This is a genomic window from Pelagibius sp. CAU 1746 (genome assembly GCF_039839785.1).
GTDB lineage: Bacteria > Pseudomonadota > Alphaproteobacteria > Kiloniellales > Kiloniellaceae > Pelagibius.
The window spans coordinates 549,098-576,041 of the sequence record NZ_JBDOQT010000002.1 but is presented as its reverse complement, the minus strand read 5'-3'; the positions used below and the strand labels follow the sequence as shown (position 1 = coordinate 576,041).

Below are 26,944 nucleotides of genomic sequence, written 5' to 3'. Positions count from 1 at the left end.
CGCGCTCCGCCCGCCGGCCTGAAAAAGGCCCGCTGGGAGGGATGGTATGACCAGGCTCCTTTACGGCGTGACACTGTTTCTCGCCGTGCTGTCGTCCTTCGTTCTGTTACCGCTTTCCGCCGCGCAGGCGAGCAAGTGCATCGCCTTTGTCGAACGGCAGCCCACGGCCGTTCCGGCCAGCTTTACCTCCGTCCAGGCCGGCGGCGCGGTGGAGGTCACCTACATCGGCCATTCCACCTTCCGTTTGCGCAGCCCGGCGGGCGTGGTGATCGCCACGGACTATGCGGGCGATGCAGGCCCCGGTCCGCTGCCGACGGTGGTCACCATGAACCACGCCCACGAAACCCACTTCACCCTTTTCCCCGACCCGGGTATTCGGCACGTCCTGCGCGGTTGGAATCCGCAAGGCGGTCCCGCCGTCCACAATCTGACCCTGGCAGACCTCCTCATCCGCAACGTTTCCACCGACATCCGCTCCTGGGGCGGCAGCGTCGAACCTCACGGCAACTCGATCTTCGTCTTCGAGGTGGCCGACCTCTGCATCGGGCACCTTGGCCATCTGCACCATAAGCTGACACCGGAGCATCTGGCCCTGATCGGCCGCCTGGACGTGGTCTTCGCCCCGGTCGACGGCAGCATGACCCTGGATCTGCCGTCGATGATCCAGGTGCTGAAGGATCTGCGCGCCAGCCTGGTGATCCCCATGCACTACTTCGGCAGCGGTTCCCTCAACGCCTTTCTGGCAGGTATGGCCGAGGAGTTTGATATCCGGGTCGCGCGCGATCCCACTATCCGGGTTTCGCTGCGCAGCCTGCCCAAGCAGCCGACGGTGCTGGTGCTCGGCGGCGGGGGATGACCCGCTTCGGGACATCTGGCTTCAGTTCCCGAAAGCCGCGGGATCGTTTTGCAGGTGCAGTTCGTCGGCGCCCAGCAGCCGGTAGATCCGGCGCGGCCCGAAGCCGCGTACCTCGGCCTCGCCGCAATCCTCGACCTGGAACTGGGCGTGCAGGCGCGGGTGCATCTCCTCGCTGAGCAGAATCTCCATCGGGCCGGCGAGGGCCTCCAGGCGGGCCGCTAGGTTGATGCCGGGACCGAAGATGTCGTAGACGTATTTCTGGATGCCGACCACGGAGCCGATCACCGGGCCCGGCGCCAGGCCGATACGGCAGTGCCACTTGATCTTCTGGGTCTCGTTGCGCCGCTTCAGGTAGCGCAGGCACAGCAGCGCCAGGCGCGCGATGGCCTGGGCGTGGTCGGGGTTTGCCTCCGGCAGCCCGCTGACCGCGACATAGGCGTCGCCCATGGTCTTGATGCGCTCGCAGCCCTGGTGCTCCGCGATGCGGTCGAAGGCGGTGAAGATGTCGTTCAGCTCCGAAACGATGGTGGCGGGATCGTGCTCCACCGACAGGGTGGTGAAACCGACGAAGTCGAGCATCAGGATCGAAGCCTCGTCGAAGCGTTGCGGCGTGGTCACGCCGAAGGTCTTGAGTTCCTGGTAGACCGACTCCGGCATGATGTTGAGCAACAGCTTCTCGGCGCGTTCCTTCTCCTTCTTCAGCATGCGGTTCTGCCGCTCGACCATGCCGGAGTAGGAGGAAATCATGGACTCCAGTTCCTGCACCTTGGTGACGTTGTGCAGTTCGATGATGACCCAGGAACCGTCGGCCATGTCGGCCCTGGTCGCGGCCAGGGAGAGAGCATGGATGCGCCGCCGCACCTTGACCTCCAGGGAGGCCTTGTAGGTCTCGTTTTCCTCCAGTGCCGCCTGCAGCGCCGGGATGTCGATGTCGGGGAACTGCGCTTCCAGGCCGCCGCCGGCGCTGTCCGCCGCGCCGGGAAACCACTCCAGCACCAGGTGGTTGCGGAACACCGGGCGCAGGTCGGGATAGGTCGCGATCACCAAGCCGACGCCGACGGTCTCCAGCAGCAACTTGTTGAAGGTATCGAGCTGGAAACTCATGGGGCGGGACGCCTACTTGCGGGAAACGATGTAGGAGCGCCGGCTGTTGATGTCGGCAATGACGCTGTGCACGTCCTCTTCCTTGAACTCGAACTCCCGCAGCGTCCGCTGCAGGATGCCCGCCATTTCGTCGAAGGCTTCGTCGGTCACGCCGATGTTGCGGTGAACCTGCTCCAACACCTCGTTGGTGTAGGAGGCGGGGCCGCCCATGACTTGGGAGATGAACTTGGTCTGATGATCGACCAGGGCGGCCATGTCGACGTCGTCGAAGTAGGGGCCGACGATGTCCGAATCGAGCATCCTGTCGTAGAAGGCCAGGACAACGCGATGCACGGTGCCGAACCCTCCGTAGCGGTCGAACATCGTCGCTTTCATTCGCCTACATCCCGCCCCTCTTCCTGAAGCGCGGAAAGCCTAGCACGTCTCTTCGCCCCAGACGATAGAGGGGCTTCGTCAGGCCGTCCCGCCGGACTTCTCCATCAGCATGAGCCGGTCGTTGGCCTTGCGCAGGCGCTCGAAGAGAACCTTCAGCAATTCAATGGACTCCTCTGGCCGGTTGAGCAGCATGTCCATGAATTCATCCCGGCTCACCGACATGCAGGCCGTCTCGCCCTTGGCGCGGGCGGTGGCGGAGCGCGGCTTGTCGTCGATCACGCCCATCTCGCCGAAATACTCACCCCGGCCGAGCACGGCGACGGTTGTATTCGCCTCGCTTCTTCGCCCGTGAATGATCTCGACCTTACCCTCCATGATGAGATAGGCCGCGTCGCTGGGGTCGTTTTCGCGGAAAATGACCTCACCGTCCTTGAAGCTGTGCCGTTTCATCGCTTCTCCCCGGCAACTTGCCTTGCGAGGGGTGGAGCGGGCGCAGGCTCGGCGCGCCCGCCTGTGCAAACCATAGCCGGTCGCCGGTGGCCGGACCACCGCGATGAAGGAGGGGACCGTCCCGGCCGCGCGGACGCCCCTGCCGATCAGGCAAAGATGTCCTGCGTGATGCTGTCGTACCAGCCGCGGGCGTAGTCGGCCTCCTGCTGGCGGAAGCTGTGGTCGGCCTCCATGGGGCTGAGGCCGCCGGCCCCCTCCACCGCGACGATCTTGCCGTCTTCGACGTTGTAGACCGCGGCCACCGAGATGCCGTAATCCGGCGCCACCAGGCTGTAGCAGGTGTTGACGAACTTGGGGGCGCCCGGCGCCTCGCCGCGCAGCTTGGCCACGATGGCGGCGGCGCAGACCTTTGCCTGGGTGCTGGCGGCGAAGCCGGACTTCGGCATGGGGGCGGCGATGGAGGCATCGCCGATGACGTGGATGCCGGGCAGCAGCGCCGATTCGAAATCGGCCTGATGGACCGGACACCAGCCGGTTTCATCGGTCAGCCCGGCGTCCTGGGCGATCCGGCCGGCGCGCTGCGGCGGAATGAAGTTGATGACGTCGCCCCGCACCGAATCGAAATCGGTATGCAGCGTCATGCTCGCGGCATCGACCCGCACCACGCGGCCGTCGTCGTTGAGGCTGCGGTACTCGATCATGTCGCCGTAGAGTTCGGCCCAGCCCTGCCGGAAAAGCCCTTCTTTGGAGAACTTCTCCTTGGGGTCGAGGACCAGGATCTTCGAGCGCGGCTTATGGGTCTTGAAGTAATGGGCGGCCAGACTGATGCGTTCGCCCGGCCCCGGCGGGCAGCGGAAGGGATTGACCGGCGGTGAGATCACGAAGACGCCGCCGTCGGGCATGGCCTCCAACTGGCGGCGCAGCAGCGTGGTTTGCGCTCCGGCCTTCCAGGCGTGGGGAATCCGGCCGATGATCGATTCTTCCGCGCCCTCGACGGCGCCCCACTTGAAGTCGATCCCCGGCGAGACGATGAGCCGGTCGTAGGCCAGGCGCGCGCCGCCGGCGAGCCGGACCTCGCGCTTGTCCGCGTCGACGGCGGCGGCCGTATCGTGGGCCACGACGACACCGTGGCCGCGCAGACCCTGGTAGCCGTGGGTGACGCGCCCGATGGGATTGAGCCCGCCGATGACGGTGTTGCTGAAGGGGCAGGTGACGAAGCTCGCGTTGGGCTCGACCAGTTCGACGCTCAGGGAGCTGTCGAAGCGGCGCAGGTATTTTGCCGCCGTGGCGCCGCCGAAGCCGCCACCGACGACCACCACCTTGGCGGCGGCGCCCCGCGCGACGAAGGGAGCGGCCAGGGTGACGGCGGCGGTGGAGGCGGCGAGCAGCTTGTTGAAGCCGCGGCGGCCGATCGCGGAGGTCTTGCGGGTCATGGCGGGAGTCCTCCTAGTTGCCGGCGCTGAAGTAGTCCGCCAGGGCCACGATTTCGTCGTCGGTGAACCCCTTGGCGATACGGACCATCACCGTCGAAGCCTTGTCGCCGCTGCGGAAGCGTTTCAAGGTCTCGACGATGTAGTCGGCCGACTTGCCGGCGATGGAGGGCATGGCGCCGGCGCTGTGGCCGTCGGTGCCGTGGCAGGAGAAGCAGGTGTTGGCGAGGACCGCGCCGCGCTTTTCCTCCGCCCCCGCCGTGCCGGCTGTGAGGGCCGCCGCTGCGGTCAGGGCCGGCGCCGCGAAACGCACTAAGACGCTATGCATTGCAGTTTCCTCCCGGTTGGGTTTTCTTATGTCTGGTTGCAAGTGCGCCAAGTTTCGCAATCTTGACGCAACTTATTCTACGGCGCAACGGGGGAGAATTGATCTGCCGCTTCCGCGGGCCGGGACGAGGCATTAGGCTGCGGGCCGAATCGCCGCCCGGCAAAGGAAAGGAACGACGCAGGTCGCCATGGCGCAGGATATCCGCACCTTGATCACCCCCGAAGGTCTGGCCCGTTTCCAGGCGGAGCTGAAGCAATTGCAGGCCGAGCGCCACGAGGTCTGCGCCATCGTCTCCTGGGCCGCCGGCAACGGCGACCGCAGCGAGAACGGCGACTACATCTACAACAAGCAGCGCCTGCGCCAGATCGACAAGCGCTGCGGTTGGCTGGCGCGGCGCCTGAAGAACGCAACGCTGGTGCGCCCGGAAGATCAGACGGTGGGCGGCCCCGGCGGCAAGGTGCGCTTCGGCTCCCGCGTCACCTATATCGACGAGGACGACCGCAGCTATGTGGTGCGCATCGTCGGCTACGACGAGGCTGACATGGCACGCGGCGAAATCTCCATCGGCTCGCCGGTGGCCCGCGCGCTCATGGGCAAGTCCGCCGGTGACGGCATCGAAGTACAGACGCCGCAGGGCGTGAAATACTTCGACATCGAAGCGGTGGAGTGAAGAGGCGCTCCGCCGGCCTCAGCGGAACAACACCACCGGCACCTTGCAGGAGCGGATCATCTCCGTCGTCGTCGAGCCGATGATGAGGGTGCGGATACGCGAGTGGCCGTAGGCGCCCATGACCAGAAGGTCGATGCCTTCCGCCTCGACGGCCTCGGCGATGGCGCGCTCCGGCTGGCCCGGCAGGAGCGCGGCTTCGACCTTATAGCCGCCGCCTTCCAGCAGGGCCTTGGCGTCGTCCAGGCGCTTGCGGTTCTCCGGACTGTCGCCGCCCACGGAGATCAGGCGGCACTCCAGGCCGGCGAAGAGGTCGCTGCGCGCGATGTGGTCTATCGCTTTCATGGCGCTGGTGCCGCCGTCGTAGGCGACGAGGAAGCGCTGGATGGGCTTGAAGGCGCGCGAGGCGACGAAGACCGGCTTGTGGCTGGCCCGCACCACCCGTTCCAGGTTGGAGCCGAGGTGCAGCTTGGCGAAGTCGGCGGCTTCGCCGCGCTTGCCGACGACGATCATCTCGGCCCCGGGCTCCAGCTCGGCGACGGTTTCCACGAAATCGCCGATCCGCAGCTTGGACGTCACATTGGCGGCGCCCCCGGCGGCCAGGCGCGCCGCGGCATCTTCCAGGATGGCGCGGCCGCGCTTCTGCGCCAGCTTGGCGCGCTGCTCGTCCAGCGCGCTCAGTTCCTCCAGCAGGGCGGTGCGGGCGCCGAGCGTGATGTTGCCGCTGAGGTTGGCGGGCTCGCTGGAGGTTTCCCGCCGGCCCAGCACGTGCAGCAGCTCGATCTCCGCGCCGCTGCGCCCGGCAATCCAGGCCGCGTGGTCGCAGACGCTTTCGGAATAGATGGACCCGTCCACCAGGGCGATGAGTTTGGTCATCTGCTTTGCTTTCCCTAATGCCCCATGAGGCGTTCCAGCGCCCCGGGCTTGTCGTGGATCGCCAGCTTGTCGACGATGGTCTCGCTGGCCCGGTTGAGGCCGACGATCTCGACCTCGGCGCCCTCGCGGCGGAATTTCAGAACGATCATATCCAGCGCGGCGACGCTGGAGATATCCCAGATGTGCGCGCGGCTGACGTCGATGGTGACTTTCTCCAGCGCCTCCTTGAAGTCGAAGGCGGCGGTGAAATCGTCCGCCGAGGCGAAGAACACCTGCCCCTCCACCACATAGGTGCGAGCCCGGCCGTCTTCCGACAGCGTCGAGGTGACGCGGAAGATCTGGGCGATCTTCCAGGAGAAGAAGATGCCCGAGAGCAGCACCCCGGCCAGCACGCCGATGGCCAGGTTGTGGGTCAGGACGACGCAGACCACCGTCGCCAGCATGACGAGCGAGGAGCTGCGCGGATGGCTCTTCAGGTTCTTGATCGACGACCAGCTAAATGTGCCGATGGAGACCATGATCATGATGGCGACCAGGGCGGCCATGGGAATGCGGCTCACCCAGTCGCCCAGCACGACGATGAGGAACAGCAGGAAGATGCCGGCGCAGAAAGTGGAGAGCCGCCCGCGGCCGCCGGACTTCACGTTGATCATCGACTGGCCGATCATGGCGCAGCCCGCCATGCCGCCGATGAAGCCGGTCAGGCCGTTGGCGATGCCCTGGCCGATGCACTCCTGGTTCTTGTCGCTGGGCGTGTCGGTCAGGTCGTCGACGATGGTGGCCGTCATCAGCGATTCCAGCAGGCCCACCGCCGCCACGGCGACGGAATAGGGCAGGATGATCATCAGGGTCTCGAAGGTGAAGGGCACCTGGGGCAGCGCGAAGACCGGAAAGGTGGAGGGCAGCTCGCCCATGTCGCCCACTGTGCGCAGGTCAAGGCCCAGGGCGAGGGTGACGGCGGTCAGCGCCAGGATGCAGATCAGCGGCGAGGGGATCGACTTGGTGACCAAGGGAAAGAGATAGATGATGGCCAAGCCTGCGGCGACCATCACGTAGGTCAGCCAGGGTACGCCGATCAGCTCCGGCAGCTGGGCCATGAAGATCAGGATGGCCAACGCGTTCACGAAGCCCGTCATCACCGAGCGCGAGACGAAGCGCATGAGGTAGCCGAGCCGCAGGAAGCCGGCGGCGATCTGCAGCACGCCGGTCAGCACCGTGGCCGCCAGTAGGTATTCCAGGCCGTGCTCTTTCACCAGGGTGACCATGACCACGGCGGTGGCCGCCGTGGCCGCGGAGATCATGCCCGGCCGCCCGCCGGTGATGGCCGCCAGCACGGCAATGGAGAAGGAGGCGTAGAGCCCCACCTTGGGGTCGACCCCGGCGATGATGGAAAAGGCAATGGCCTCGGGGATGAGGGCTAGGGCGACGACCAGCCCGGAAAGGACGTCGCCGCGGATGTTGCCGAGCCATTGGCCGCGGTAGGCGCTGAGCGAGGGCATGCAGGGGTCCGGAACAGTTGGCGGCACCGCGCGGCCCGGCCGGGCCGCAGCAGGAAGTGCTCAGGTTTCAGGGGTGAGCCGCGCCGCGGCCTGTCGCCGGACGTCGCGGGAGGGCACAAATAAACCGGTTTATGCTGCAACGCAACATAAACCGGTCCCGGAAGCTCAAATCACTGTGGCGGCACGTCCAGGCCGGCTTTGCGCAGGCCTTCCATCAGGCCTTCGATGAGTTCCTCGGGCATGCCGCGGCTGCGGAAGGGCGCACGCGGGTCCGCCGGGTAGTCGGGGCGGATTTTCAGCAGGTGCGCGAGTGCCTGTTCGGCTTTCGCCTGTTCGCCGTTCATCGCATAGGCCGCGGTGAGGCTGGCCTGGACCATGTAGTTGCCGGGCAGGTTCATCTTCACTGCGACATCGCGCGCCGTCTCGTAGTCGCCTTCCAGGTAGGCGTGAAGGTGCCAGATGTAATCCACCCAGCTCTGGTGTTTGGGGTTGATCAGCTTGGCGCGGGTCACCCACTCCTCGCCCTGCTTCCAGGCGCCGGAATAGCCCATCCAGAGGCCCAGGTCGGCCAGGACGAAGGCGTCGTTCGGGTTCAGGGCGATGGCTTTCTCGGCGAAGTTCCGGAACACCGTCCGGTCCTGGCCGGTCACCTGGCTGAGAATGGCGAGCGCATAGTAGGCATCGGGGTTGTCGGGATCGAGGTCGATGGCCCGCTCCGCCGCGGCGCGGCTGCGCTCCGCCCAGTCGGAGGGCGTGTCGATTGCGTACTTCTTGGACTCGATGTAGCTGAAGGCCAGCCGCGACCAGCCGAGCGAATAACCGGGGTCGATCTCGACGGCGCGCTCCAGACAGGCGCGCGCCCGGCGATGGCGTTGCGCCTCGAAGGTCTCGTAGAACCAATAGGACAGCAGGACGCAGTCGTAGGCTTCCAGGCTGTCCGGCGCCTTGCGCCGAATGGCGTTCTGGACCTGGGCATTGAAGAGCGGGGCGTCGGCCGAGCCGACCTCCGCCACCACCTTCTTGGCGATCTCGAGCTGCAGGTCGAGGATGTTGTCGGCGCTGAGGTCCCGGTCGAATGGCCCGGGCGAATCCAGCCGGCGGCAGGTCTTGGCGTCGGTGAAGGAAGTGGTGACGCGCAGCTTGTTCTGAGAGCGCCGTACCGTACCGGCAAGAATGTAGTCCGCACCCAGTTCCTCGCGCACCCGCGCACAGCCCGCACCCTCGCCGAAGCTCCTCACCGAATGGGGTGCGATGACGAAGAGGTTCGAGAACTTCGACAACAGCGTGTTGATGTCGTTGGTCAGGCCGACGCTGAAGTAGGCATCCTCCGTGTTGCCGCCGATATTGGTGAACGGCAGGACGGCGATTCGGGGGCCCGAAGGCACCGCGTCTTCCGCAGGCTCGCGCAGGTACAGCACGACGACGGCGGCGGCCACCGCGGCGAGCAGGGTCGCGGCGAAAAGCTGTCCCTGCTTCGCGGCAGCGGCCTTGCGGCGCAGCAGGCCGGCGCGCTGCGCGGGCCAGCACCAGACCTCGACGGCTTTGGGCAGGTTCTTGAGGTGATGGCGGCCGGCTTTTGCGAAGGCTGCGGCCAGGGGGCCGGAGAGCTGCTCGGCGACCGCGGCGGAGATGCAGATGCTGGCGGGTGGCGCCAGGCTTTCCAGCCGCGCGGCCAGGTTCACGCCGTCGCCGAAGAAGTCTTCATCCTCCTCCATGATATCGCCGAAGCTGACGCCGATGCGGAACAGCATCCGCTGCTCCTCCGGCAGCCCGGCGTTGAGCGCCGTGAGGCGCTCCTGAATCTCCACCGCGCAGCGGGCGGCTTCGACGGAGCTCGGGAACTCCGCGATGACGCTGTCGCCCGCCGAGCCGAAGATCACACCGTTGTGCGCGGCGATGAGCGGGTCAATGACGCTCCGCCGTTCGGAGAGCGCCGCCAGCGCGGCCTCCTCGTCACGGGCCATGAAGCGGCTGTATCCGACGGCGTCAGCGGCCAGAATTGCGGCCAAACGGCGTTCCATGCGGCCTCCCAGACCAGGAGCCTAGAACAGGCGCTGCCGCGAATCCATGTGAAGTGGCCGGGGGGCGCCGCCGGGGCCGGCGCGCGCGACCCTGGCGTGCAGGCGAATTTCAGCGGCCAACGTGTGGGTTGAAGGAAGCGACACCCGGGCTTTGGGCTTACAGCCGCGCCTCGATCCACCCCAAAGCTTCCTCGACCGAATGCGCCGTCTCGCCGTCCGCGTGCGCCGGGCGCTCGATCATCACCACCGGCAGGCCCAGTTCGCGGGCCACGGCGATCTTGGCGTAGGTCGCCTCGCCGCCGGAGTTCTTGGTGACCAGGGCCTGGATGCCGTGCAGCAGGAACAGCGCCCGCTCGCCGTTGGCCTCGAAGGGGCCGCGGCCCAACACCACCTCGTAGTTCTCGAGCGGCAGCCTGCCGCCGGGCGCGTCGACCGTGCGCACCAGGAACCAGATGTCCGGCAGCCCCGCGAAGGCCTCCAACTCGCCGCGGCCGACCGCGAGAAAGACGCGTTCGGCCAATCCCCGCAGGGCCTTGGCCGCGGCCTCGGTATCGGGCACGGAAATCCAGTCGTCGCCGGGCCGCTTCTGCCAGGGCGGGCGCTCGACCAGCAGGCGCGGCGTGCCGGCGCGCCGGCAGGCGGCGGCGGCGTTGTCGGTGATGCGCGCGGCGTAGGGGTGGGTGGCGTCCACCAGCAGGTCGATGCCTTCGCGCGTCAGGAAGTCGGCCAGGGCCGCGACGCCGCCGAAGCCGCCGATGCGCAGGGCGCCGGGCAGGGGCGCCGGCTGCTCGGTGCGCCCGGCAAGCGAGGAGATCACTTCCACGTCGCCGCGCCCCGCGAGACGCTCGGCCAGGACGCGGGAGTCGCCGGTGCCGCCCAGCAGCAGGATCCGCCGCGGCTTGGTGATGGTCTCTTCGCTCACGCGGGCCACCCTGCCGCCTTGCCGGCGAGATTGCCAGCCCGATCGAAAACCAGCACTTCCACTGCCGTCTCGCCCTCGCCGCCGCGCCGCGCCAGCACGCCCAGCGCCGTCTCGCGCGCCCGCGCGGCCACGGCGTCGGCCAGCGGCAGCCTGGCGGCCGTGGCCAGGTCGAGCACCTGCTTGGCGGTGTTGGCGCCCCGCGCCTCGGTAACCAGCGCATCGCTGGCGCCGAGGCCCTTCAGGAGATCCGCCAGCAAATCGAAGTCGACCTGGCTGCGGCCCGAATGAAGATCCAGATGGCCGGCAGCCAGCTTGCAGAGCTTGCCGAAACCTCCGGCCAGGGTGAGGCGCGGCAGCGGGTGCAGCCGCAGGTACTTCAGCAGCCCGCCGGCGAAGTCGCCCATATCCAGCATCGCGGCCTCGGGCAGGCCGTAGAGCCGCTGGACCGCCGCCTCGGAGGTGGAGCCGGTGCAGCCGGCGGCATGGGAAAGGCCGGTCGCCCGCGCCACGTCGATGCCGCGGTGGATGGAGTGGATCCAGGCGGAACAGGAGAAGGGCACCACCACTCCGGTGGTGCCCAGGATCGACAGGCCGCCCAGGATGCCCAGGCGCGGGTTCCAGGTCTTCCTGGCGAGTTCCTCGCCGCCGTCGATGGAGATTTCGATTTCCACGTCGCCGCTGCCGCCGTGGTCGGCGGCGACCTCGGCCACCACCGCCTCCATCATGCGGCGCGGCACCGGGTTGATGGCCGGCTCGCCCACCGCCAGCGGCAGGCCCGGCTTGGTCACCGTGCCGACGCCGGGGCCGGCCTTGAAGGTGACGCCGCTGCCTTCCGCCCCGTGCCGGACGCGGGCTTGCACCAGGGCAAGGTGAGTGACGTCGGGGTCGTCGCCGGCGTCCTTGACGATGGCGGCGCTGGCCTCGCCGCCATCCCCTTCCGCCGCCGTTTTCAGGGTTTCGCGGGCCAGGGCGAAGGCGGGCTGCTCGCCCTTGGGCAGGGTGATGGCCACCGGATCGGGGAAACGTCCGGTCAGTAGCGCAGTGTAGGCAGCCTTGGTGGCCGCCGTGGCGCAGGCTCCCGTGGTCCAGCCGCGCCGCAACGCGCCTTCCGGTTTGCGTGTCATGTCGTTATTTTACAAGCAGAGGCTTTTCATTGACTAGGACAGCCGCACCGCGGCGTCTAGGGTAGTTTCCATGGATTCGGACGAACTTTCCCTGCCGGCCTTCGAAGCCGGGAGCGTGTGGCTGGTCGGCGCCGGTCCCGGAGACCCGGGGCTGCTGACCCTGCACGCCGTCAACGGCCTGAAGCAGGCCGACGCCCTGGTCTACGACGCCCTGGTGGGGCCGGCCATCCTTGGCATGGCGCGCCCCGACTGCGAGAGGATCTATGCCGGCAAGCGCGGCGGCAAGCCCTCGCCGGTGCAGGCCGACATCTCCCAGCGGCTGGTACGCCTGGCCCAGGAGGGCAAGCGGGTGCTGCGCCTGAAAGGCGGCGACCCCTTCGTCTTCGGGCGCGGCGGGGAGGAGGCCCTGGCCCTGGTCGCCGCGGGCGTGCCCTTCCGCGTCGTTCCCGGCATTTCCGCGGGCCTGGGCGGCCTGGCCTACGCCGGCATTCCGCTGACCCACCGCGACACCAATTCCGCCGTCACCTTCGTCACCGGCCACGGCGTCGGCGGCTCGGTGCCCGACGGCCTCGACTGGGCGGGGTTGGCCAAGGGCTCGCCGGTGATCGTCCTCTACATGGCGCTGAAGCACATCGCCGCCATCGCCGGCGCGCTGATGGAACACGGCCGCGCGCCCTCGGAGCCTGTCGCCGTGGTCAGCCAGGCGACGCTGCCGGAGCAGACGATTCTGGAGACCAATCTCGGCGCCTGCGCCCAGGACATCGCCGCGGCGGGCATCGAGCCGCCCTGCATCGTGGTCGTCGGCGATGTGGTGCGCCTGCGCGCCGGGCTCGACTGGCAGGGCGCCGCGCAGGGCCGCGTGCTCAACCCCAACCCCTTCGGCCTCGGCCGGCGCCAGGAGACGGGATGACGCCCGATGTCTGACGGAGCTGCGGGCCTGCTCGTCGCGGCCCCGGCCTCGGGCAGCGGCAAGACCACGCTGACCCTGGCGCTGCTGCGCTGCTTGCGCAATCGGGGCCGGGCCGTTGCCTCGGTGAAGGCCGGCCCGGACTACATCGACCCCGCCTTCCACCAGGCCGCCAGCGGGCGGCCCTGCATCAACCTGGATTCCTGGGCCATGCGCCCGGAAACCCTGGCGGCTGCGGTGGCGCGGGCGGGGGCGGGGGCGGAACTGCTGATCGGCGAAGGGGTCATGGGCCTTTTCGACGGGGCGCCGCTGTCCGGGCCGCTGGGCCTGGCCGCCGGGTCCACCGCGGAGGTGGCGGCGCTGACCGGCTGGCCGGTGGTGCTGGCGGTCGACTGCAAGGGCATGGGCGCCTCGGTTGCCGCCTTGGTGGCGGGCTTCGCCGGCTTTCACCCCGCCGTGCCGCTGGCCGGGGTGATTCTCAACAACGTGGCCGGTGCGCGCCATGAGACCCTGCTGCGCGCGGCTTGCGAGGGCGCCGGGATCAAGGTCTTCGGGGCCCTGGGCCGCGACGCGGCGCTGGCGCGGCCGTCGCGCCACCTGGGTCTGGTGCAGGCCGGGGAGGACAAGGCTCTGGAGGACTTCCTGGAGGCGGCAGCGGCGGCGGTGGCGGCGGGTGTCGATGTGGCGGCGCTGGGCGCGGCGGCGCGGCCGGCGAAGATTGCCGCTGCCGCAAGGGATGGTTTCGTGCCGCCGGTTCCGCCGCTGGGCCAGCGCATCGCGGTGGCGCGGGACCTGGCGTTTTCCTTCGCCTATCCGTTGCTGCTCGATGCCTGGCGCCATGCCGGGGCCGAGGTCTCCTTCTTTTCGCCGTTGGCCGACGAAGCGCCGCCGGCGGCGGCCGACGCCGTCTATCTGCCGGGCGGCTATCCGGAGCTTCACGCCGGGCGGCTGGCGGGCAATGACGGCTTCCTGGCTGGCTTGCGCGCCGCGGCGGCCCGCGCCGCGGCGGTCTATGGGGAGTGTGGCGGCTACATGGTCCTGGGCCAGGGGCTTGAGGACACTGACGGGCAGCGCCACGCCATGGCCGGATTGCTGCCTCTGGAGAGCTCCTTCATGGTGCCCGAGCGCCATCTGGGCTACCGCCGCGCGACGCTGCTGGCGGCGGGACCGCTGGGACGCGCCGACGCGGCCTTCCGCGCCCACGAGTTTCACTACGCCCGGGTCCTGGGCGCCGAAGGGCCCGCGGAGACGGCGCTTTTCGAGGTGCGTACGGCGGAGGGCGGCGGCGCGGTGCGGGTCGGGCAGCGCCGGGGGCCGATTTTCGGCTCTTTTCTGCACCTGATCGACGGCGCGGCCGCTTCTTAAGGCTGCCCCTTAAGGTTGTGATTCGTCACAGAATTGTTTTTGGATCGGCGTGCCGGTCCGGGCTCTAGTGCTGCCGCAAGACTCTGCGGTAGTTGGGTGGATTTTCGGCTTAGCTCTAAGCGTGCTATTCAAACTCCCCCATTTCTTTGTTTAGAATGGCGCCAGGATAACTGCGGCGTGTATTGACTGGCTTCATGGCTGGCGGGCGGCGGTTGGGTAGGGTGCCGTGGGGGCCGCGGCACGGTCGATGCGTGGTTCCGGGGCGCTGGTTCGCGCGTCCGGATCGCAACTTCAGCATGGCGGAGGCCATGCCAGTTAGGGGACATTAGATGGAACAATCCGCAGAAGAGGTTTGGGGCCTGGTCGTTGGGCTGATCACCACCTATGGGCTGAGCGTGGTCGGCGCCATAGTGATACTTGTTATCGGCTTCATTATCGCCGGGCGGGTGAGGAGCAGCGTCAGATCGGCCCTCGCGCGGGTGCAGAAGGTCGACGAAACGCTCCGGGGGTTCTTCTCCAGCCTCGCCTACTACGCCGTGGTGGTCTTCACCATCATTGCGGTGCTGGCCCAGTTCGGGGTGCAGACCACCAGCTTCATAGCGGTCGTTGGCGCCGCCGGCCTGGCGATCGGCCTGGCCCTGCAGGGCACGCTGAGCAATGTCGCCGCCGGGGTCATGCTGCTGCTGTTCCGTCCCTTCAAGATCGGCGACTACATCGAAGGCGGCGGCCTGGCCGGGACGGTGAAGGGCATCACCCTTTTCGTCACCGAGCTGGCCACTCCGGACAACGTGCAGATCATCGCGCCGAATTCCCAGCTCTGGGGCTCGGCCATCAGGAACTATTCGTTCCACCCGACACGCCGCGTCGACATCGTCATCGGCATTGCCTACGAAGACGACATCGACCGGGCGCTGGCGGCCATCGTCGACGAGTGCAAGAAGGACTCGCGCGTGCAGGCCGAGCCGGCGCCCATGGCGGCGGTGACCGACCTGGGCGACAGCTCGGTGAACTTCACCGTGCGGGTCTGGTGCAATGCCGCCGACTATTGGGGCCTGAAATTCGATTTGACGAAGAACCTGAAGAACCGCATGGACGCGGAGAACATCTCTATCCCCTATCCGCAGCGTACGGTTCACATGAACGCGCCGCAGGCGGCGCAGTGACATTGTGCAGGTGGGGAAGGCGCGCGGGGGATCGGCGCGCTTTCCCAAAACTGCTTGCAAAACAGATGATTAAGCGTATTCCGTTCCCGGGGGACAATGGTGCGGCCGCCACGGGCGCCGCGCCGCGATAGGAGGTCATACAGGTATGAAGAAGCTGCTCATCGGTCTCGGCGTGATCGTGCTGCTGCTGATCGTCGCGGTCATCGTCGTCCCCATGCTCGTCCCGCTCGAGAGCTACAAGGGCGAGATCCAGGCTCGGGTGAAGGAACAGACCGGGCGCGACCTGCGTATCGACGGCGGCATCTCGCTGTCGCTGCTGCCTTCGCTCGCGGTTTCCGTGGAGAACGTCGGTTTCGCCAACGCGCCCGGCGCCTCCACGCCGGAGATGGCGACCATCGACCGTCTCGACGTCGCCCTGCAGATCCTGCCGCTGCTCAGCGGCGAGGTGGCCATCGACCGTTTCATCCTCGATAAGCCGGTCATCACGCTTGAGGTCGACAAGAACGGTCGCCCCAACTGGCAGCTCGACACCGCGGCCGCGGCGCCCTCGGGCGACGGCGGTGGCAGCTCCGGCACCGGCGGGGCGGCTGACGCCGGCGGCAGCCTGAAGGAGCTGCGCTTGGGCGACGTGCGCCTGGTGGACGGCACCCTGACCTACATCGACCACCAGGGCGGCCAGGAGTTCAAGGTCAGCGATGTGAACATGGAGCTGTCGCTGCCCAGCCTGACGTCGCCCTTCGCGGCCGAGGGCTCGGCCGTCTGGAACAGCCAGAAAGTGTCCTTGGAGATCGATGCGGAGAGCCCGCAGGCGCTGATGTCCGGCGAGACCAGCAAGCTGGCCATGAAGGTGGACTCGGCCCCGGTGACCTTCTCCTTCGACGGCGCGGCGCGCAACGCCGGCGCCCTGGGGCTGCAGGGCGCCCTGGCGCTGGACGTGCCTTCGATCCGCGAGCTCGCGGCCTGGGCCGGCCAGCCGCTGGACTTCCCGGGCGACGGACTGGGGCCCTTCAACATCGCCGGCGAACTGGAGATGGTGGGGGCCAAGGTCGCCCTGACCAATGCCAAGATACGGCTGGATGAGATCAACGGCGACGGCCTCTTTTCCGTCGACGCGACGGGGGCCAAGCCCTTCATCAAGGCCGAGTTGAACGTCGAGGAACTGAACGTCAATCCCTACCTGCCGCCGGAGCAGGAAGGCGCGGCGGCCGGCGGTTCGGGCGGCGGCGCGAGCGGCGGCAGCGGCGGCGGGACGGCTGGCGGCGGCGACTGGAGCGACGATCCCATCGACGTTTCGGCCCTGGGCCTGCTGAACGCTGACCTGGCCTTCAACGCCGGCGGCATCCTTTTCAAGGACGTGAAGATCGGAAAAAGCAGCCTCGCCGTGATCCTGAAGGACAGCAAGCTGACCGCGGATCTGGCGGAAATGCAGCTCTACGACGGTGCCGGCAAAGGGAAGATCACCGTCGACGGCAGCAGCGGCAAGCCGTCTTTGGCCGCCGACTTCGATCTGGCGAACTTCCAGGCCGGTCCCTTTCTCAACGACCTCGCCAAGTTCGACCGCATCCTCGGCACTACCGAGAGCAAAGTCTCGGTGAAGTCGAGCGGCGGCACACAGCGCGAGCTGGTCTCCAACCTGAACGGCAACGGCGCGGTGGTTTTCCGCGATGGCGCGATCAAGGGGATCAACCTGGCGGCGATGATGCGCAACATCTCGGTGGCCGCCATCGAGAGTTCTTTCGATGAGGCCCAGGCCACCGACTTCGCGGAACTCTCCGGCACCTTCAAGATCGCCAAGGGCATCGTCACCAACGACGACCTCACGATGGTTGCGCCGCTGGTGCGCATGACCGGTGCCGGCACGGTGCCGCTGCCGCCGCGCACCGTCGACTACACGGTCAAGCCGAAGCTCGTCGGTTCCTTGGAAGGCCAGGGCGGCCAGTCGGACCTGGCGGGTGTGGCGGTGCCGATCAAGGTTTCCGGCCCGTGGAGCGACCTCTCCTACAAGCCCGACCTTGCCGGTGCCCTGAAGGAGCAGATCAAGGACCCGGGCGCCGTCATGGAGAAGCTGCAGAACGAGGAAGGTGCCAAGGGACTGCTGGAAGGCCTGGTGCCGGGCGGCTCGGGCGACGGCGACAGCGGCTCCAGCTCGCCGCTGGATCTGAAGAAGGGTCTCTTCGGGAATTGAAGCGGGTCCTGACCAGGGGGCTGCGGGCAGCGGTGCCCGGTCTCGGCGGCTGGGCGGCGGCGGCGCTGCTGCTGGCGCTCGCCGCCTGCAGCGGTGCCGCGCCGGTCGCCCCTGAGGTGCGCGTCGTCGATCTGCGCCTCTTGGAGAGCAGCGTCTTCGAGCAGCGCTTCGAGATCGACCTGCGGGTCGGCAACCCCAACGATTTCGACCTGCCGCTGGACGGCCTGACCTTCGATCTCGAGGTCAACGGCGAGGACTTCGCCCGCGGCTTCTCCAACGAGAAGATCACGGTGCCGCGCCTCGGCGAGGGGCGGCTCTCCGTGGTCGCCTCGACCACTTTGGTGGAGTTGGTCCGCCAGATGCAGTTGCTGGCCGAGCGCGGCGATCTCGACTACCGCATCTCCGGGACCGCCTACTTCGACAGCCTGGTCCGGCGCAGCGCCCCTTATGAATCCGAGGGTACCTTCTCCCTGCTGGGAAGGCGCCAGTCTCCCGGACAGCGAATCTAGGGAATTCCGGGCCGGCGGCGCCCCTCCAGGCGGGACTTCCGGTCGTTCCCCTCGCGCGTTATCATGTTCCAGGGCCCGGTCGGGGGCCTGTCCGCCGCCGGTGGGGCGCGGCCTCCTGCCCGGGTATGGACCGCCCGGCGGGGGAAGAGCGACGCGGGAGAAAACCCGCGCGCAGAAAACAGAACAGGTGTCCGGAGGGAACTCATGGTAGCGACGGGTAAAGAGTTTCATCAAATGTGTCCGCCGGTGAATCGGGTGCCGCTGGACCGGCCCTGGGCCTGGCTGGCGGCGGGCTGGGAGGACATCAAGCGCGCGCCGGGCGTCAGTCTGTCCTACGGCGCGATCTTTACGGCTATCAGCTTTGCGATCACCGCGGGCGTCTTTTTCGTAGAACTGGAGTACCTGCTGTTTCCGCTGATGGCGGGCTTCATGCTGGTCGGCCCCATGCTGGCCGTCGGCCTCTACGAGACCAGCCGCCGGCTGGAGACCGGCGAGCCGATTTCCCTGATGTCTGCGCTCTTCGTCGCCACCCGCTCGCCCATGCGCCTGGCCTTTCTCGGCATCGTGCTCATGGCGCTGCTGCTCATCTGGATGCGGGCCGCGATGCTCCTGCTGGCGCTTTTCCTGGGTTCGACCGAGTTTCCGCCGCTGGCCGAGGCCATCCCGACGCTGTTGTTGACCTCGCAGGGCGTGGCGCTGCTGGTGGTCGGCACCGGCGCCGGCGCGATCCTGGCGGCGGCGGTCTTTGCTATCAGCGTCGTCTCGGTGCCCATGCTCATGGACCGCAACGTCGACTTCATGACCGCGATCATGACCAGCCTCATCGCCGTGTGGCGCAACATCAAGCCGATGCTGATCTGGGCCTGGCTGATCGCCTTCCTGACCGCGGGCGGTCTGGTGACGCTCTACTTGGGTCTGATCATCACCTTCCCGCTGGTCGGCCACGCCACCTGGCACGCCTACCGCGACACGGTGGGGCGTTAGGCGGCCGGGTTTTCCGACGATGTCTTGGAGTCGCCGCCCTCGGGCGGCAGCGGCGTGTCGTCTTCGTCGTCCAGCAGGATGCGGTGGGCGGCGCCGTCCAGGTCGTCGAACTGGCCGCTCTTCAGCGACCAGAGGAAGGCCCCGAGGCCGAGCAGGCCCAGCAGCAGCGCCGCCGGGATGAGATAGAAGAGGGCGCTCATTCCGCCGCCTCCGGGGCGCAGTTCTCCGTGCCGGCGCCGGTTGCGGCGCGCGGCGCCGCGATCTTCAAGCTGCCGAGGTTGAGGCGCATGGCGTTGGCGGTCACCACGATGGAGGAGGCCGACATGGCCACCGCGGCGATCAGCGGCGTGACCAGCCCGGCCACGGCGATGGGCACGGCGATGACGTTGTAGGAGAAGGCGAGGCCGAAGTTCTGCAGCACCAAGCGGCGCGCGCGGCGCGCGGTATCCAGCGCCTCTGCGATGGGCGCCAGGCGCTCGCCCTGGAAGATGATGTCGGCGGCGATCTGGCTGACGTCGGCGGCCTCGGCCGGGGACAGCGAGGCGAAGGCGGCGGCCAGCGCCGGGGCGTCGTTGAGGCCGTCACCGATCATCGCGGTCTTGCGGCCCTCGGCGGCCAGTTCGTGCAGGCGGGCGATCTTGTCGGCCGGGCGGCAGTCGCCCTGCCAGGCGGCGATGCCGAGCTGCCCGGCCAGTTCGGCGACCACCGCGCTGCGGTCGCCGGACAGAAGCTCCACTTGAAAGCCGTGCGCCTGCAGGTGAGCGATCACCTGGGCTGCATCGCTGCGCGGGGCGTCGCGGAAGGCGATGCGCCGCGGCGTCCGGCCCGGCCCCGCGAGCCACAACTCCATGGCGGCGCTCTCCAGGCCGTTGTCGCCGGCGTCCTCGGCGACGCCGCACCAGCCGCGGCGGCCCAAACGCAGGGTCTGGCCCTCGACCTCCGCCTCCAGTCCGTCGCCGGGGTGTTCGGTGACGCTGACCCGCCGCGGCGCGATCTCGCCCGCCGCCCGGCAGAGGGCGCGGGCCAGGGGGTGGCGGCTCTCGGCGGCGATGGCGGCGGCCAGTGCCAGGTCCTCGGCCGGGATGTCCTGGCGGTTCTGCAGTTCCGGCCGGCCGCTGGTGAGGGTGCCGGTCTTGTCGAAGACCAGGGTGTCGACGGCGGCCAGGCGCTCCAGGGCATCGGCGGATTTCACCAGCACGCCGCGCTTCAAGAGGCGCCCCACGGCGGCGACCTGCACGGCGGGCACGGCGAGGCCCAGGGCGCAGGGGCAGGTGATGATCAAAACGGCGATGGCGTGCAGCAGAGCGCCTTGCCAGGGAATCTCGGAGAAGACCAGCCAACCGGCCAGGGTGGCGCCGGCCAGGATGTGCACCGCCGGGGCGTAGACCCGCGCCACCCGGTCGGCCAGGCGCACGTAGCGGTCGCGGCTTTGCTCGGCGGTCTCCATCAGGCGCACGATCTCGGCCAGCAGGCTCGCATCGGCGGTCTTGGTGACGGTGACGCGCAGGGCGCCGTCGCCGTTCACGGTGCCGGCGAAGACCTCGCTGCCGGGCACGGCCGGGCGCGGCAGGCTCTCGCCGGTCAGCAGCGAAGTATCGACCTCGGAGCGGCCAAGGCTGACCAGGCCGTCGACGGGGATGCGCTCGCCCGGAGCCACGGCCACGGTCATGCCGGGCTGCAGGCGGTTGAGAGGCAGGCTGACGAGCCGCCCTTCCGCGTCGACCACCATGGCGGCCGTGGCGCGGAGAGCCGTGAGGTTCTCCGCCGCCGAGCGGGCGCGTCCGCGCAGCCGCAGGTCCAGGAAACGGCCGACCAGCAGGAAGAACAGCAGCATCACCGCGGCGTCGAAGTAGACGTGGTCGCCGTGGCGCAGGGTTTCCGAAAGGCTCATGCCGGCGGCCAGGATGACGCCGAGCGAGATCGGCACGTCCATGTTGGTGCTGCCGCTGCGCAGCACCAGCAGCGCGGAGCGGAAGAAGGGCCGGCCTGCATAGGCGATGGCGGGCAGGGCGATGAGGGCCGAGACCCAGTGCATCAGCGCGCGCGTCGCCGGGCCCATGTCCTCGGCCAGGCCGCTCCATACCGAAACCGAGAGCAGCATGACATTGCCGGCGGCGAAGCCGGCGACCGCCAGGGCGCGCAGCAGTTCGCGGGTTTCCCCCGCTTCGGCGCTTTCGATCTGGCCGGCGTCCAGGGGAATCAGCCGGTAGCCCCTGGCGGCGACGGCGGCCAGCAGCGGCTCGGCGCCGGTCTCCGCCGGGTCCCACTGCAGTTTCAGGCGCCGGGTGCTGAGGTTGACGCGCGCCTTCTTCAGGCCCGCCGCGCCCTCGACCGCGTTTTCGATGGCGCGGATGCAGCTCGGGCAGTGCAGGTTCTGCACGACGAGGGTGAGTTCCTCGCTGCCGTCGGGTTGGGCGACGATGTGGCCGGCGAAATCCTCCAGGCGCAGGCCCGGCGCCGCTTCCTCGGCGGCCGCGGCGATGCCGCCGCCGGGGCAGCACCCCAGCAGGGCGGCGGTTCCGCCTGCGTCCGGCTTGGGGCGGGCCGCCGCGTTGACGCCGCCGTCGCTTGCGGGGGCTGCCTGCGGGCTTACTCGAACCATAGCCTTGTCTTCATTTCGAAGGGCGGGTTGCGGCCGTCGCTGGCGGTGACCTCCAGGTCCCAGTTGCCGCGCCCCGGCAAGGCCACCGTGGTGCCGTAGGTGCCGGGGGAGTCCTCGCGCCAGGCCAGCGTCTGGTCCATCCCTTCATGGGTCGGCCGGCGCAGCCTGCCTGACAGGATCAGGCCGCTGAGCGGTTCGCCGGCGCCGTCGGTCAGCGTAACGGTCACGCTGTCGGTGCCGCCGCCGGCCTTGGAGCCGGCTTTGGAGAAAGTGACGCTGCCCTGCCAGCCCAGTTCGTGCAGGGTTTCGCGCGCCTCCAGCACCTTGTTGTAGGCGAGGCCGTCCTGGTAGGGGTTCTCCCGCGTCACGCCGGTGAAGGTGTCGAGCGCCAGATAGACGAAGACGAGGTTCACCGCGATGATCGCGCCGAACATCGCCACCACGCCGAAGAAGACATGTCTGCCGGTCAGAACGAAGTCGCTGTTCTGCGCCATCATTTCGGTCCTCTGAAGACGGAGTCGTAGGTCACCTGGGCGCCGTCGGCCTTGTCGGTGATGAGGAACCGCAAGTCGGCGGAGCCGTCCTCCAGGCTGTCGCGCGGCGCGGAGACGAAGACCCGGTAGCTTTCCAGGTCGTCGGGACTGACCTGCAGGTCGGCGGCCGTGACGTCGTTGCCGACGACATCGATGCTGGCGCCGGGCAGGCCTTCCACCGCCAGGGTGAAGTGACGCTCGGCGTGCTGCTTGTTGATGATCTTCACGGTGTAGCCGTTGCGGATGGAGCCGTCCGACAGCGTGACGAAGAGCGGATTGCGGTCGCGCAGGATGTTCACGTCCAGGTCGCTGCGCGTCACCAGGGTGAACAGCATGATCAGGGCGACCACCGCGATGATGCCGCTGTAGATCAGGGTGCGCGGCCGGATGAGGTGCAGGCGCGGCTTCTCGCCGGCACGCACCCGCTCCACGTTGGCCAAGGTGTCGTAGGAGATGAGGTTGCGCGGCAAGCCGACCTTGTCCATCACGTCGTTGCAGGCGTCGATGCAGAGCGCGCAGGTGATGCACTCCAGTTGCTGGCCGTCGCGGATGTCGATGCCCATGGGGCAGACGGCGACGCACTGGTTGCAGTCGATACAGTCGCCCAGGTCGGTCGGATGGGTGCCCTTCTTGCGCGCGCCGCGCGGTTCGCCGCGGTCCTCGTGATAGGTGATGACCAGGGACTCTTCGTCCAAGAGGCCGCCTTGAATGCGCGGCCAGGGGCACATGTAGGTGCAGACCTGCTCGCGGGCCAGGCCGCCCAGAAGGTAGGTGGTTGCGGTCAGCGTGGCGATGGTGACGTAGGCCACCGCCGGGGCGTCGAAGGTCACCAGTTGCTGCGCCAGGGTCGGCGCGTCGGCGAAGTAAAAGACCCAGGCGCCGCCGGTGCCGGCGGCGATCGCTACCCAGGCGACGTGGGTCGCCGCCTTGCGCCAGATCTTGCCGCCGCTCCACGGCGACTTGTCCATGCGGATGCGCGAGGCGCGATCGCCCTGGAAGATGCGCTCCACGGCGATGAAGAGGTCGGTCCAGACCGTCTGCGGACAGGTGTAGCCGCACCATACCCGCCCGGCCAGGGAGGTGATGAGGAACAGCCCGATGGCGGCCAGGATCAGCAGGCCGGTGAGGTAGTAGACCTCCTGAGGCCAGATCTCGATGAAGAAGAAATAGAACCGCCGTCCCGGGAAATCGATCAGTACCGCCTGATCGGGCGCGTTCGGCCCGCGGTCCCAGCGAATCCAGGGTGTCAGGTAATAGATGGCGAGCGTCACCGCCATGACGCCCCACTTGAGGCGGCGGAAGCTCCCCCTGGCCAGCCGCGGATAGATTTTTATCCGCTTCTGGTAGAGGGAGCGCCGCTCTTTCTTGTTGACCGGTTCAGCGTCTGAGCGTTCTACGCCTTCTCTTCTGTCTGCCGGTTTCGCGGTGGCTTCCTGCACAACCGCATGATCAGCCATATGCTGTCCCTACCCTTTCCAGAGACCTACTCGCCGCCGCCCAGGGAGTGGACGTAGACGGCCAGTTGCTTGATGGTCGTGTCGTCGAGGCGGCCGGTCCAGGCCGGCATCATCCCCGAGCGGCTGTTGGTGATGCTCTGCACCACGGCGGCCTTGTCGCCGCCATAGAGCCAGATGGCATCCGTCAGGTTTGGCGCGCCCAGCTCCTGCAGGCCGGTGCCGTCGTCGCCGTGGCAGGCGGCGCACTGTTCGGCGAAAATGTCCGAGCCGCGCTGGGCCGCGGCGGGGTCGGTCTCCGATCCCGACAGCGACAGCACGTATTCGGCCACATCGTCGATCTGTTCCCGGTCCAGGATCTCATCCCTGCCGAAGGCCGGCATCTCGTTGAAGCGGGTCTCGTCGTGATCGGAGCGGATGCCGTACTGGATCGTCTGGTGCACCGCTTCCAGGGTGCCGCCCCAGATCCATTCGTCGTCGTTCAGGTTCGGGAAACCGGCGGAGCCGGCGGCGCCGAGCCCGTGGCACTGGGAGCAGTTGACCGCGAAGGCCGAGCCGCCGCCCGCCTGGGCGAAGTCCAGCAGCTCACGGTCGTTGACGATCTCTTCCAGGGAGGCCTGTTCGATGCGGTCCAGATAGACGGCTTGGGCGGCGCGGGCATCGGCCAGGGACTGGGCAAACTGCTCGCGCGAGGAGTAGCCGATGACGCCCTTGGTGTAGCTGCTCACCAGCGGCCAGGCCGGCATGACGATCCAGTAGGCCAGGGCCCAGAGGCAGGAGGCGTAGAAGGTCCACAGCCACCAGCGGGGCAGCGGGGTGTTCAGCTCTTTGATGCCGTCCCATTCGTGGCCCGTGGTTTCGGTGCCCGAAACCTGATCGACTTCCTTGTTGTGTGCCACGATCAGTCCTCCTCGAGCGGCCGGCGGGCCGCTTCCTCAAATTTCTCCTTGTTCTTCGGCCAGAAGGCGTAGGCCAGCACGCCGGCGAACAGGATGATGAAATAGATCAGGCCATAGGTGGACGCGAAGTGCGCGACTTGCTCGTATTGCATCTCGCCTGCCTCCTAGCGGTAGTTTGCTTCGGGCTGGTAGGCCTCGAAGTCGACCAGGGTGCCCAGCACCTGCAGGTAGGCGATCATCGCGTCCAGCTCGGTCAACTCCTCGGCCTTGCCGTCGAAGTTGGAGACCACGGCCCCCGGGTAGCGCTCAAGCACCGCGTCGGCGCCGTCGGCGTCGGGGTTGGCCTGGGCGACCAGATCCTGCTCGGCCATCTCGATCATCTCGTCCGAATAGGGGACGCCGATGGTCCGGTTGGTGGCGAGGTGCGCGGCGACGTCGTGCACCACCAGCGGCGTCTCCGCCAGGAAGGGGTAGCCCGGCATGATCGATTCGGGCACCACGCTGCGCGGATCGGCCATGTGGGCGACGTGCCAGTTGTCCGAGTAGCGCCCGCCGACACGGGCCAGGTCCGGCCCGGTGCGCTTGGAGCCCCACTGGAAGGGATGGTCGTACATGCTTTCCGCCGCCAGGGAATAGTGGCCGTAACGCTCCTCTTCGTCGCGCAGCGGACGCACCATCTGGCTGTGGCAGTTGTAGCAGCCTTCGCGGACATAGATGTTCCGCCCGGCCAGCTCCAGCGGGGTGTAGGGGCGCATTCCCTTCACCTTCTCGATGGTGCTCTCCAGGTAGAACAGCGGTGCGATCTCCACCAGGCCGCCGATCGAAACCACGACCAGCGTCAGGACCAGGAGGAGGATCGAGTTCTTCTCGATGATCTCGTGTTTGAACGCCATGATGTGCTCCCCCTTACTCGGCCGCACTGACGGCCGGATCGGCCGCCGGGGCGCCGATGCGACGCTCCTCGCGAATGTCGCCGCGGATCGTCCGCCAGCAGTTGTAGACCATGATCACCGCTCCCAGCACGTAAAGCAGGCCGCCAAGGGCGCGGATCACGTAGAAGGGATGCATCGCCTCCACGGTCTCGACGAAGGAGTATTCCAGGAAGCCGAGGCTGTCGTAGGCCCGCCACATCAGGCCCTGCAGGATGCCCGAGACCCACATCGCGGTGATGTACAGCACGATGCCGATGGTCGCGACCCAGAAGTGCAGGCTGACCAGGGCCAGGGAGTAGAGCCGCTCGCGGTTCCACAGCTTGGGCACCAGGTAGTAGAGGGCGCCGAAGCTGACGAAGCCGACCCAGCCCAGCGCGCCGGAGTGCACGTGGCCGACGGTCCAGTCGGTGTAGTGGCTGAGCGAGTTCACCGCCTTGATCGACATCACCGGCCCTTCGAAGGTGCTCATGCCGTAGAAGGCAACGGAAACCGCCAGCATGCGCAGGATCGGGTCGGTGCGCAGCTTGTCCCAGGCCCCGGAGAGCGTCATCAGGCCGTTGATCATGCCGCCCCAGGACGGCATCCACAGCATGATCGAGAAGGTCATGCCCAGGGTCTGCGCCCAGTCCGGCAGCGCCGTGTAGTGCAGATGGTGCGGACCGGCCCAGATGTAGAGGAAGATCAGCGACCAGAAGTGCACGATCGACAGCCGGTAGGAATAGACCGGCCGGTTGGCCTGCTTCGGCACGAAGTAGTACATGATGCCGAGGAAGCCCGCAGTGAGGAAGAAGCCCACCGCGTTGTGGCCGTACCACCACTGGGTCAGGGCGTCCTGAACGCCGGAAAAGAGCACGTAGCTCTTGGAGCCGGTCAGCGACACCGGGACGGCCAGGTTGTTGACGATGTGCAGCATCGCGATGGTCACGATGAAGGCCAGGTAGAACCAGTTGGCCACGTAGATGTGCGGCTCGCGGCGCTTCATCAGGGTGCCCAGGAAGACCAGCAGGTAGACGACCCAGACGATGGTCAGCCAGAGATCGACGTACCATTCCGGCTCGGCGTATTCCTTGGACTGGGTGACGCCCAGGACGTAGCCGCTGGCCGCCAGCACGATGAACAGCTGATAACCCCAGAAGATGAACCAGGGCGCCCATTCGCCGGCCAGGCGTGCGCGGCAGGTCCGCTGCACCACGTGGAAGGAGGTGGCGATCAGCACGTTGCCGCCGAAGGCGAAGATCACCGCCGAGGTGTGCACCGGCCGCAGGCGCCCGAAGTTGGTCCAGGGCAGATGGAAGTTCAGCTCCGGAAAGGCGAGCTGCAGCGCCACGGTGAGGCCGGCGGCGAAGCCGACCACGCCCCAGAACAGCGAGGCGATGACGCCTGCCTGAACCACGGCGTTGTTGTAGCGGACGTCGCCTTCGATCTCGGCCAGCCCCGCCGCCTCGTCGTAGTGGCGCTTGATCATCCAGAAGATGCCCAGCGCGCAGAACGCGACGAAGAGATAGCCGTGGAACGCCATGGCCCCGTCGTGCGCATTGGCGACGAGGAACAGCCCCATGATTCCGGCGATCGCCAGGACCAACCCCATAAGGAGGGTCATGGCCGACGTGCCGGCTGCCTCGGTTGAATTGCTCATCAGATGCCCCAGTTAAGGTTCCCGGTATGGATAACAGTATAGCAAACTAGCAAGAAAACGTGGTCCTGTCGGCGCGGCCCGGCGGTGGGCCGGCGGTGGGCCGAGTGGCCGCGTCCGTCCTGC

General features: G+C 67.8%; 26 protein-coding genes. 8 read left to right on the top strand and 18 right to left on the bottom strand.

The window, feature by feature from the left end:
* Positions 1-46 precede the first annotated feature (46 nt).
* Positions 47-856: an MBL fold metallo-hydrolase gene (locus AAFN88_RS19505; RefSeq protein ID WP_347522318.1), complete on the top strand. Its 810-nt coding sequence runs from the start codon at positions 47-49 to the stop codon at positions 854-856.
* A gap of 21 nt (positions 857-877) precedes the next feature.
* On the opposite strand, the gene AAFN88_RS19500 is transcribed toward AAFN88_RS19505, so the two are convergent.
* From AAFN88_RS19500 to AAFN88_RS19480, 5 genes are all read right to left on the bottom strand, one after another.
* Complete coding sequence (locus tag AAFN88_RS19500) at positions 878-1,960, bottom strand: adenylate/guanylate cyclase domain-containing protein (RefSeq protein WP_347522317.1); 1,083 nt, start codon at positions 1,958-1,960, stop codon at positions 878-880.
* A 12-nt stretch (positions 1,961-1,972) separates the two neighbouring features.
* On the bottom strand, positions 1,973-2,335 hold the full coding sequence (locus AAFN88_RS19495) for a group 1 truncated hemoglobin (RefSeq protein ID WP_347522315.1): 363 nt from the start codon (positions 2,333-2,335) through the stop codon (positions 1,973-1,975).
* 78 nt (positions 2,336-2,413) lie between these two features.
* Positions 2,414-2,785 carry a cyclic nucleotide-binding domain-containing protein gene (locus AAFN88_RS19490; RefSeq protein WP_347522314.1) on the bottom strand — a complete coding sequence of 124 codons (372 nt, stop codon included), beginning with the start codon at positions 2,783-2,785 and terminating at the stop codon, positions 2,414-2,416.
* 146 nt (positions 2,786-2,931) lie between these two features.
* A complete protein-coding gene (locus AAFN88_RS19485) occupies positions 2,932-4,218 on the bottom strand; it encodes an FCSD flavin-binding domain-containing protein (protein WP_347522313.1) in 1,287 nt (428 codons plus the stop codon).
* Between the two features lie 13 nt (positions 4,219-4,231).
* Positions 4,232-4,543 (bottom strand): c-type cytochrome, encoded by a 312-nt coding sequence (locus AAFN88_RS19480; RefSeq protein WP_347522312.1) that lies wholly within the window; start codon positions 4,541-4,543, stop codon positions 4,232-4,234.
* A 187-nt stretch (positions 4,544-4,730) separates the two neighbouring features.
* On the opposite strand from AAFN88_RS19480, the gene AAFN88_RS19475 reads away from it, so the two are divergent.
* On the top strand, positions 4,731-5,213 hold the full coding sequence (locus tag AAFN88_RS19475) for a GreA/GreB family elongation factor (RefSeq protein WP_347522310.1): 483 nt from the start codon (positions 4,731-4,733) through the stop codon (positions 5,211-5,213).
* Between the two features lie 18 nt (positions 5,214-5,231).
* Here the strand turns inward: AAFN88_RS19475 and AAFN88_RS19470 are convergent, their stop codons facing one another.
* The 5 genes from AAFN88_RS19470 to AAFN88_RS19450 form a co-directional block, all read right to left on the bottom strand.
* Positions 5,232-6,086, bottom strand: coding sequence for a universal stress protein (locus AAFN88_RS19470; protein ID WP_347522308.1), 855 nt, complete (start codon positions 6,084-6,086; stop codon positions 5,232-5,234).
* A 14-nt stretch (positions 6,087-6,100) separates the two neighbouring features.
* Positions 6,101-7,585 (bottom strand): SulP family inorganic anion transporter, encoded by a 1,485-nt coding sequence (locus AAFN88_RS19465; protein WP_347522306.1) that lies wholly within the window; start codon positions 7,583-7,585, stop codon positions 6,101-6,103.
* A gap of 170 nt (positions 7,586-7,755) precedes the next feature.
* A complete protein-coding gene (locus AAFN88_RS19460; protein WP_347522305.1) occupies positions 7,756-9,606 on the bottom strand; it encodes a tetratricopeptide repeat protein in 1,851 nt (616 codons plus the stop codon).
* Between the two features lie 157 nt (positions 9,607-9,763).
* Complete coding sequence (locus AAFN88_RS19455) at positions 9,764-10,528, bottom strand: cobalt-precorrin-6A reductase (protein ID WP_347522304.1); 765 nt, start codon at positions 10,526-10,528, stop codon at positions 9,764-9,766.
* Positions 10,525-11,652 carry a cobalt-precorrin-5B (C(1))-methyltransferase gene (locus AAFN88_RS19450; protein WP_347522303.1) on the bottom strand — a complete coding sequence of 376 codons (1,128 nt, stop codon included), beginning with the start codon at positions 11,650-11,652 and terminating at the stop codon, positions 10,525-10,527. The genes AAFN88_RS19455 and AAFN88_RS19450 overlap by 4 nt, the downstream gene beginning before the upstream one ends.
* A 70-nt stretch (positions 11,653-11,722) precedes the next feature.
* Between AAFN88_RS19450 and cobA the strand changes: the two genes are divergently transcribed.
* From cobA to AAFN88_RS19420, 6 genes are all read left to right on the top strand, one after another.
* Positions 11,723-12,562: a uroporphyrinogen-III C-methyltransferase gene (cobA, locus tag AAFN88_RS19445; protein WP_347522302.1), complete on the top strand. Its 840-nt coding sequence runs from the start codon at positions 11,723-11,725 to the stop codon at positions 12,560-12,562.
* 6 nt (positions 12,563-12,568) lie between these two features.
* Positions 12,569-13,924: a cobyrinate a,c-diamide synthase gene (locus tag AAFN88_RS19440; protein ID WP_347522301.1), complete on the top strand. Its 1,356-nt coding sequence runs from the start codon at positions 12,569-12,571 to the stop codon at positions 13,922-13,924.
* Positions 13,925-14,253: 329 nt separating this feature from the next.
* Positions 14,254-15,087, top strand: a complete 834-nt coding sequence (locus AAFN88_RS19435; RefSeq protein ID WP_347522299.1) for a mechanosensitive ion channel domain-containing protein — start codon at positions 14,254-14,256, stop codon at positions 15,085-15,087.
* 145 nt (positions 15,088-15,232) lie between these two features.
* Entirely contained in the window at positions 15,233-17,272 is a 2,040-nt protein-coding gene (locus tag AAFN88_RS19430) for an AsmA family protein (protein WP_347522296.1), read from the top strand.
* On the top strand, positions 17,269-17,781 hold the full coding sequence (locus AAFN88_RS19425; RefSeq protein WP_347522294.1) for an LEA type 2 family protein: 513 nt from the start codon (positions 17,269-17,271) through the stop codon (positions 17,779-17,781). Before AAFN88_RS19430 ends, AAFN88_RS19425 begins: the two co-directional genes overlap by 4 nt.
* Positions 17,782-18,015: 234 nt before the next feature.
* A complete protein-coding gene (locus AAFN88_RS19420) occupies positions 18,016-18,765 on the top strand; it encodes a DUF2189 domain-containing protein (protein WP_347522291.1) in 750 nt (249 codons plus the stop codon).
* Here the strand turns inward: AAFN88_RS19420 and ccoS are convergent.
* The 8 genes from ccoS to ccoN are packed head-to-tail and all read right to left on the bottom strand — an operon-like array spanning position 18,762 to position 26,650.
* Positions 18,762-18,965: a cbb3-type cytochrome oxidase assembly protein CcoS gene (ccoS, locus tag AAFN88_RS19415; RefSeq protein ID WP_347522290.1), complete on the bottom strand. Its 204-nt coding sequence runs from the start codon at positions 18,963-18,965 to the stop codon at positions 18,762-18,764. The two genes, AAFN88_RS19420 and ccoS, sit on opposite strands and share 4 nt — an antisense overlap.
* The gene (locus AAFN88_RS19410) at positions 18,962-21,367 is read right to left on the bottom strand and encodes a heavy metal translocating P-type ATPase (RefSeq protein ID WP_347522289.1); all 2,406 of its coding nucleotides are present in this window, start codon (positions 21,365-21,367) and stop codon (positions 18,962-18,964) included. The genes ccoS and AAFN88_RS19410 overlap by 4 nt, the downstream gene beginning before the upstream one ends.
* A complete protein-coding gene (locus AAFN88_RS19405) occupies positions 21,355-21,864 on the bottom strand; it encodes a FixH family protein (RefSeq protein WP_347522288.1) in 510 nt (169 codons plus the stop codon). Before AAFN88_RS19405 ends, AAFN88_RS19410 begins: the two co-directional genes overlap by 13 nt.
* A complete protein-coding gene (gene ccoG, locus AAFN88_RS19400; RefSeq protein ID WP_347522287.1) occupies positions 21,861-23,357 on the bottom strand; it encodes a cytochrome c oxidase accessory protein CcoG in 1,497 nt (498 codons plus the stop codon). Before ccoG ends, AAFN88_RS19405 begins: the two co-directional genes overlap by 4 nt.
* Positions 23,358-23,383: 26 nt before the next feature.
* A complete protein-coding gene (gene ccoP, locus AAFN88_RS19395) occupies positions 23,384-24,253 on the bottom strand; it encodes a cytochrome-c oxidase, cbb3-type subunit III (RefSeq protein WP_347522286.1) in 870 nt (289 codons plus the stop codon).
* Between the two features lie 2 nt (positions 24,254-24,255).
* Positions 24,256-24,405, bottom strand: coding sequence for a cbb3-type cytochrome c oxidase subunit 3 (locus AAFN88_RS19390; protein WP_347522285.1), 150 nt, complete (start codon positions 24,403-24,405; stop codon positions 24,256-24,258).
* 12 nt (positions 24,406-24,417) lie between these two features.
* Entirely contained in the window at positions 24,418-25,146 is a 729-nt protein-coding gene (ccoO, locus tag AAFN88_RS19385; RefSeq protein WP_347522284.1) for a cytochrome-c oxidase, cbb3-type subunit II, read from the bottom strand.
* 13 nt (positions 25,147-25,159) lie between these two features.
* Positions 25,160-26,650: a cytochrome-c oxidase, cbb3-type subunit I gene (ccoN, locus tag AAFN88_RS19380; RefSeq protein WP_347522780.1), complete on the bottom strand. Its 1,491-nt coding sequence runs from the start codon at positions 26,648-26,650 to the stop codon at positions 25,160-25,162.
* Positions 26,651-26,944 lie beyond the last annotated feature (294 nt).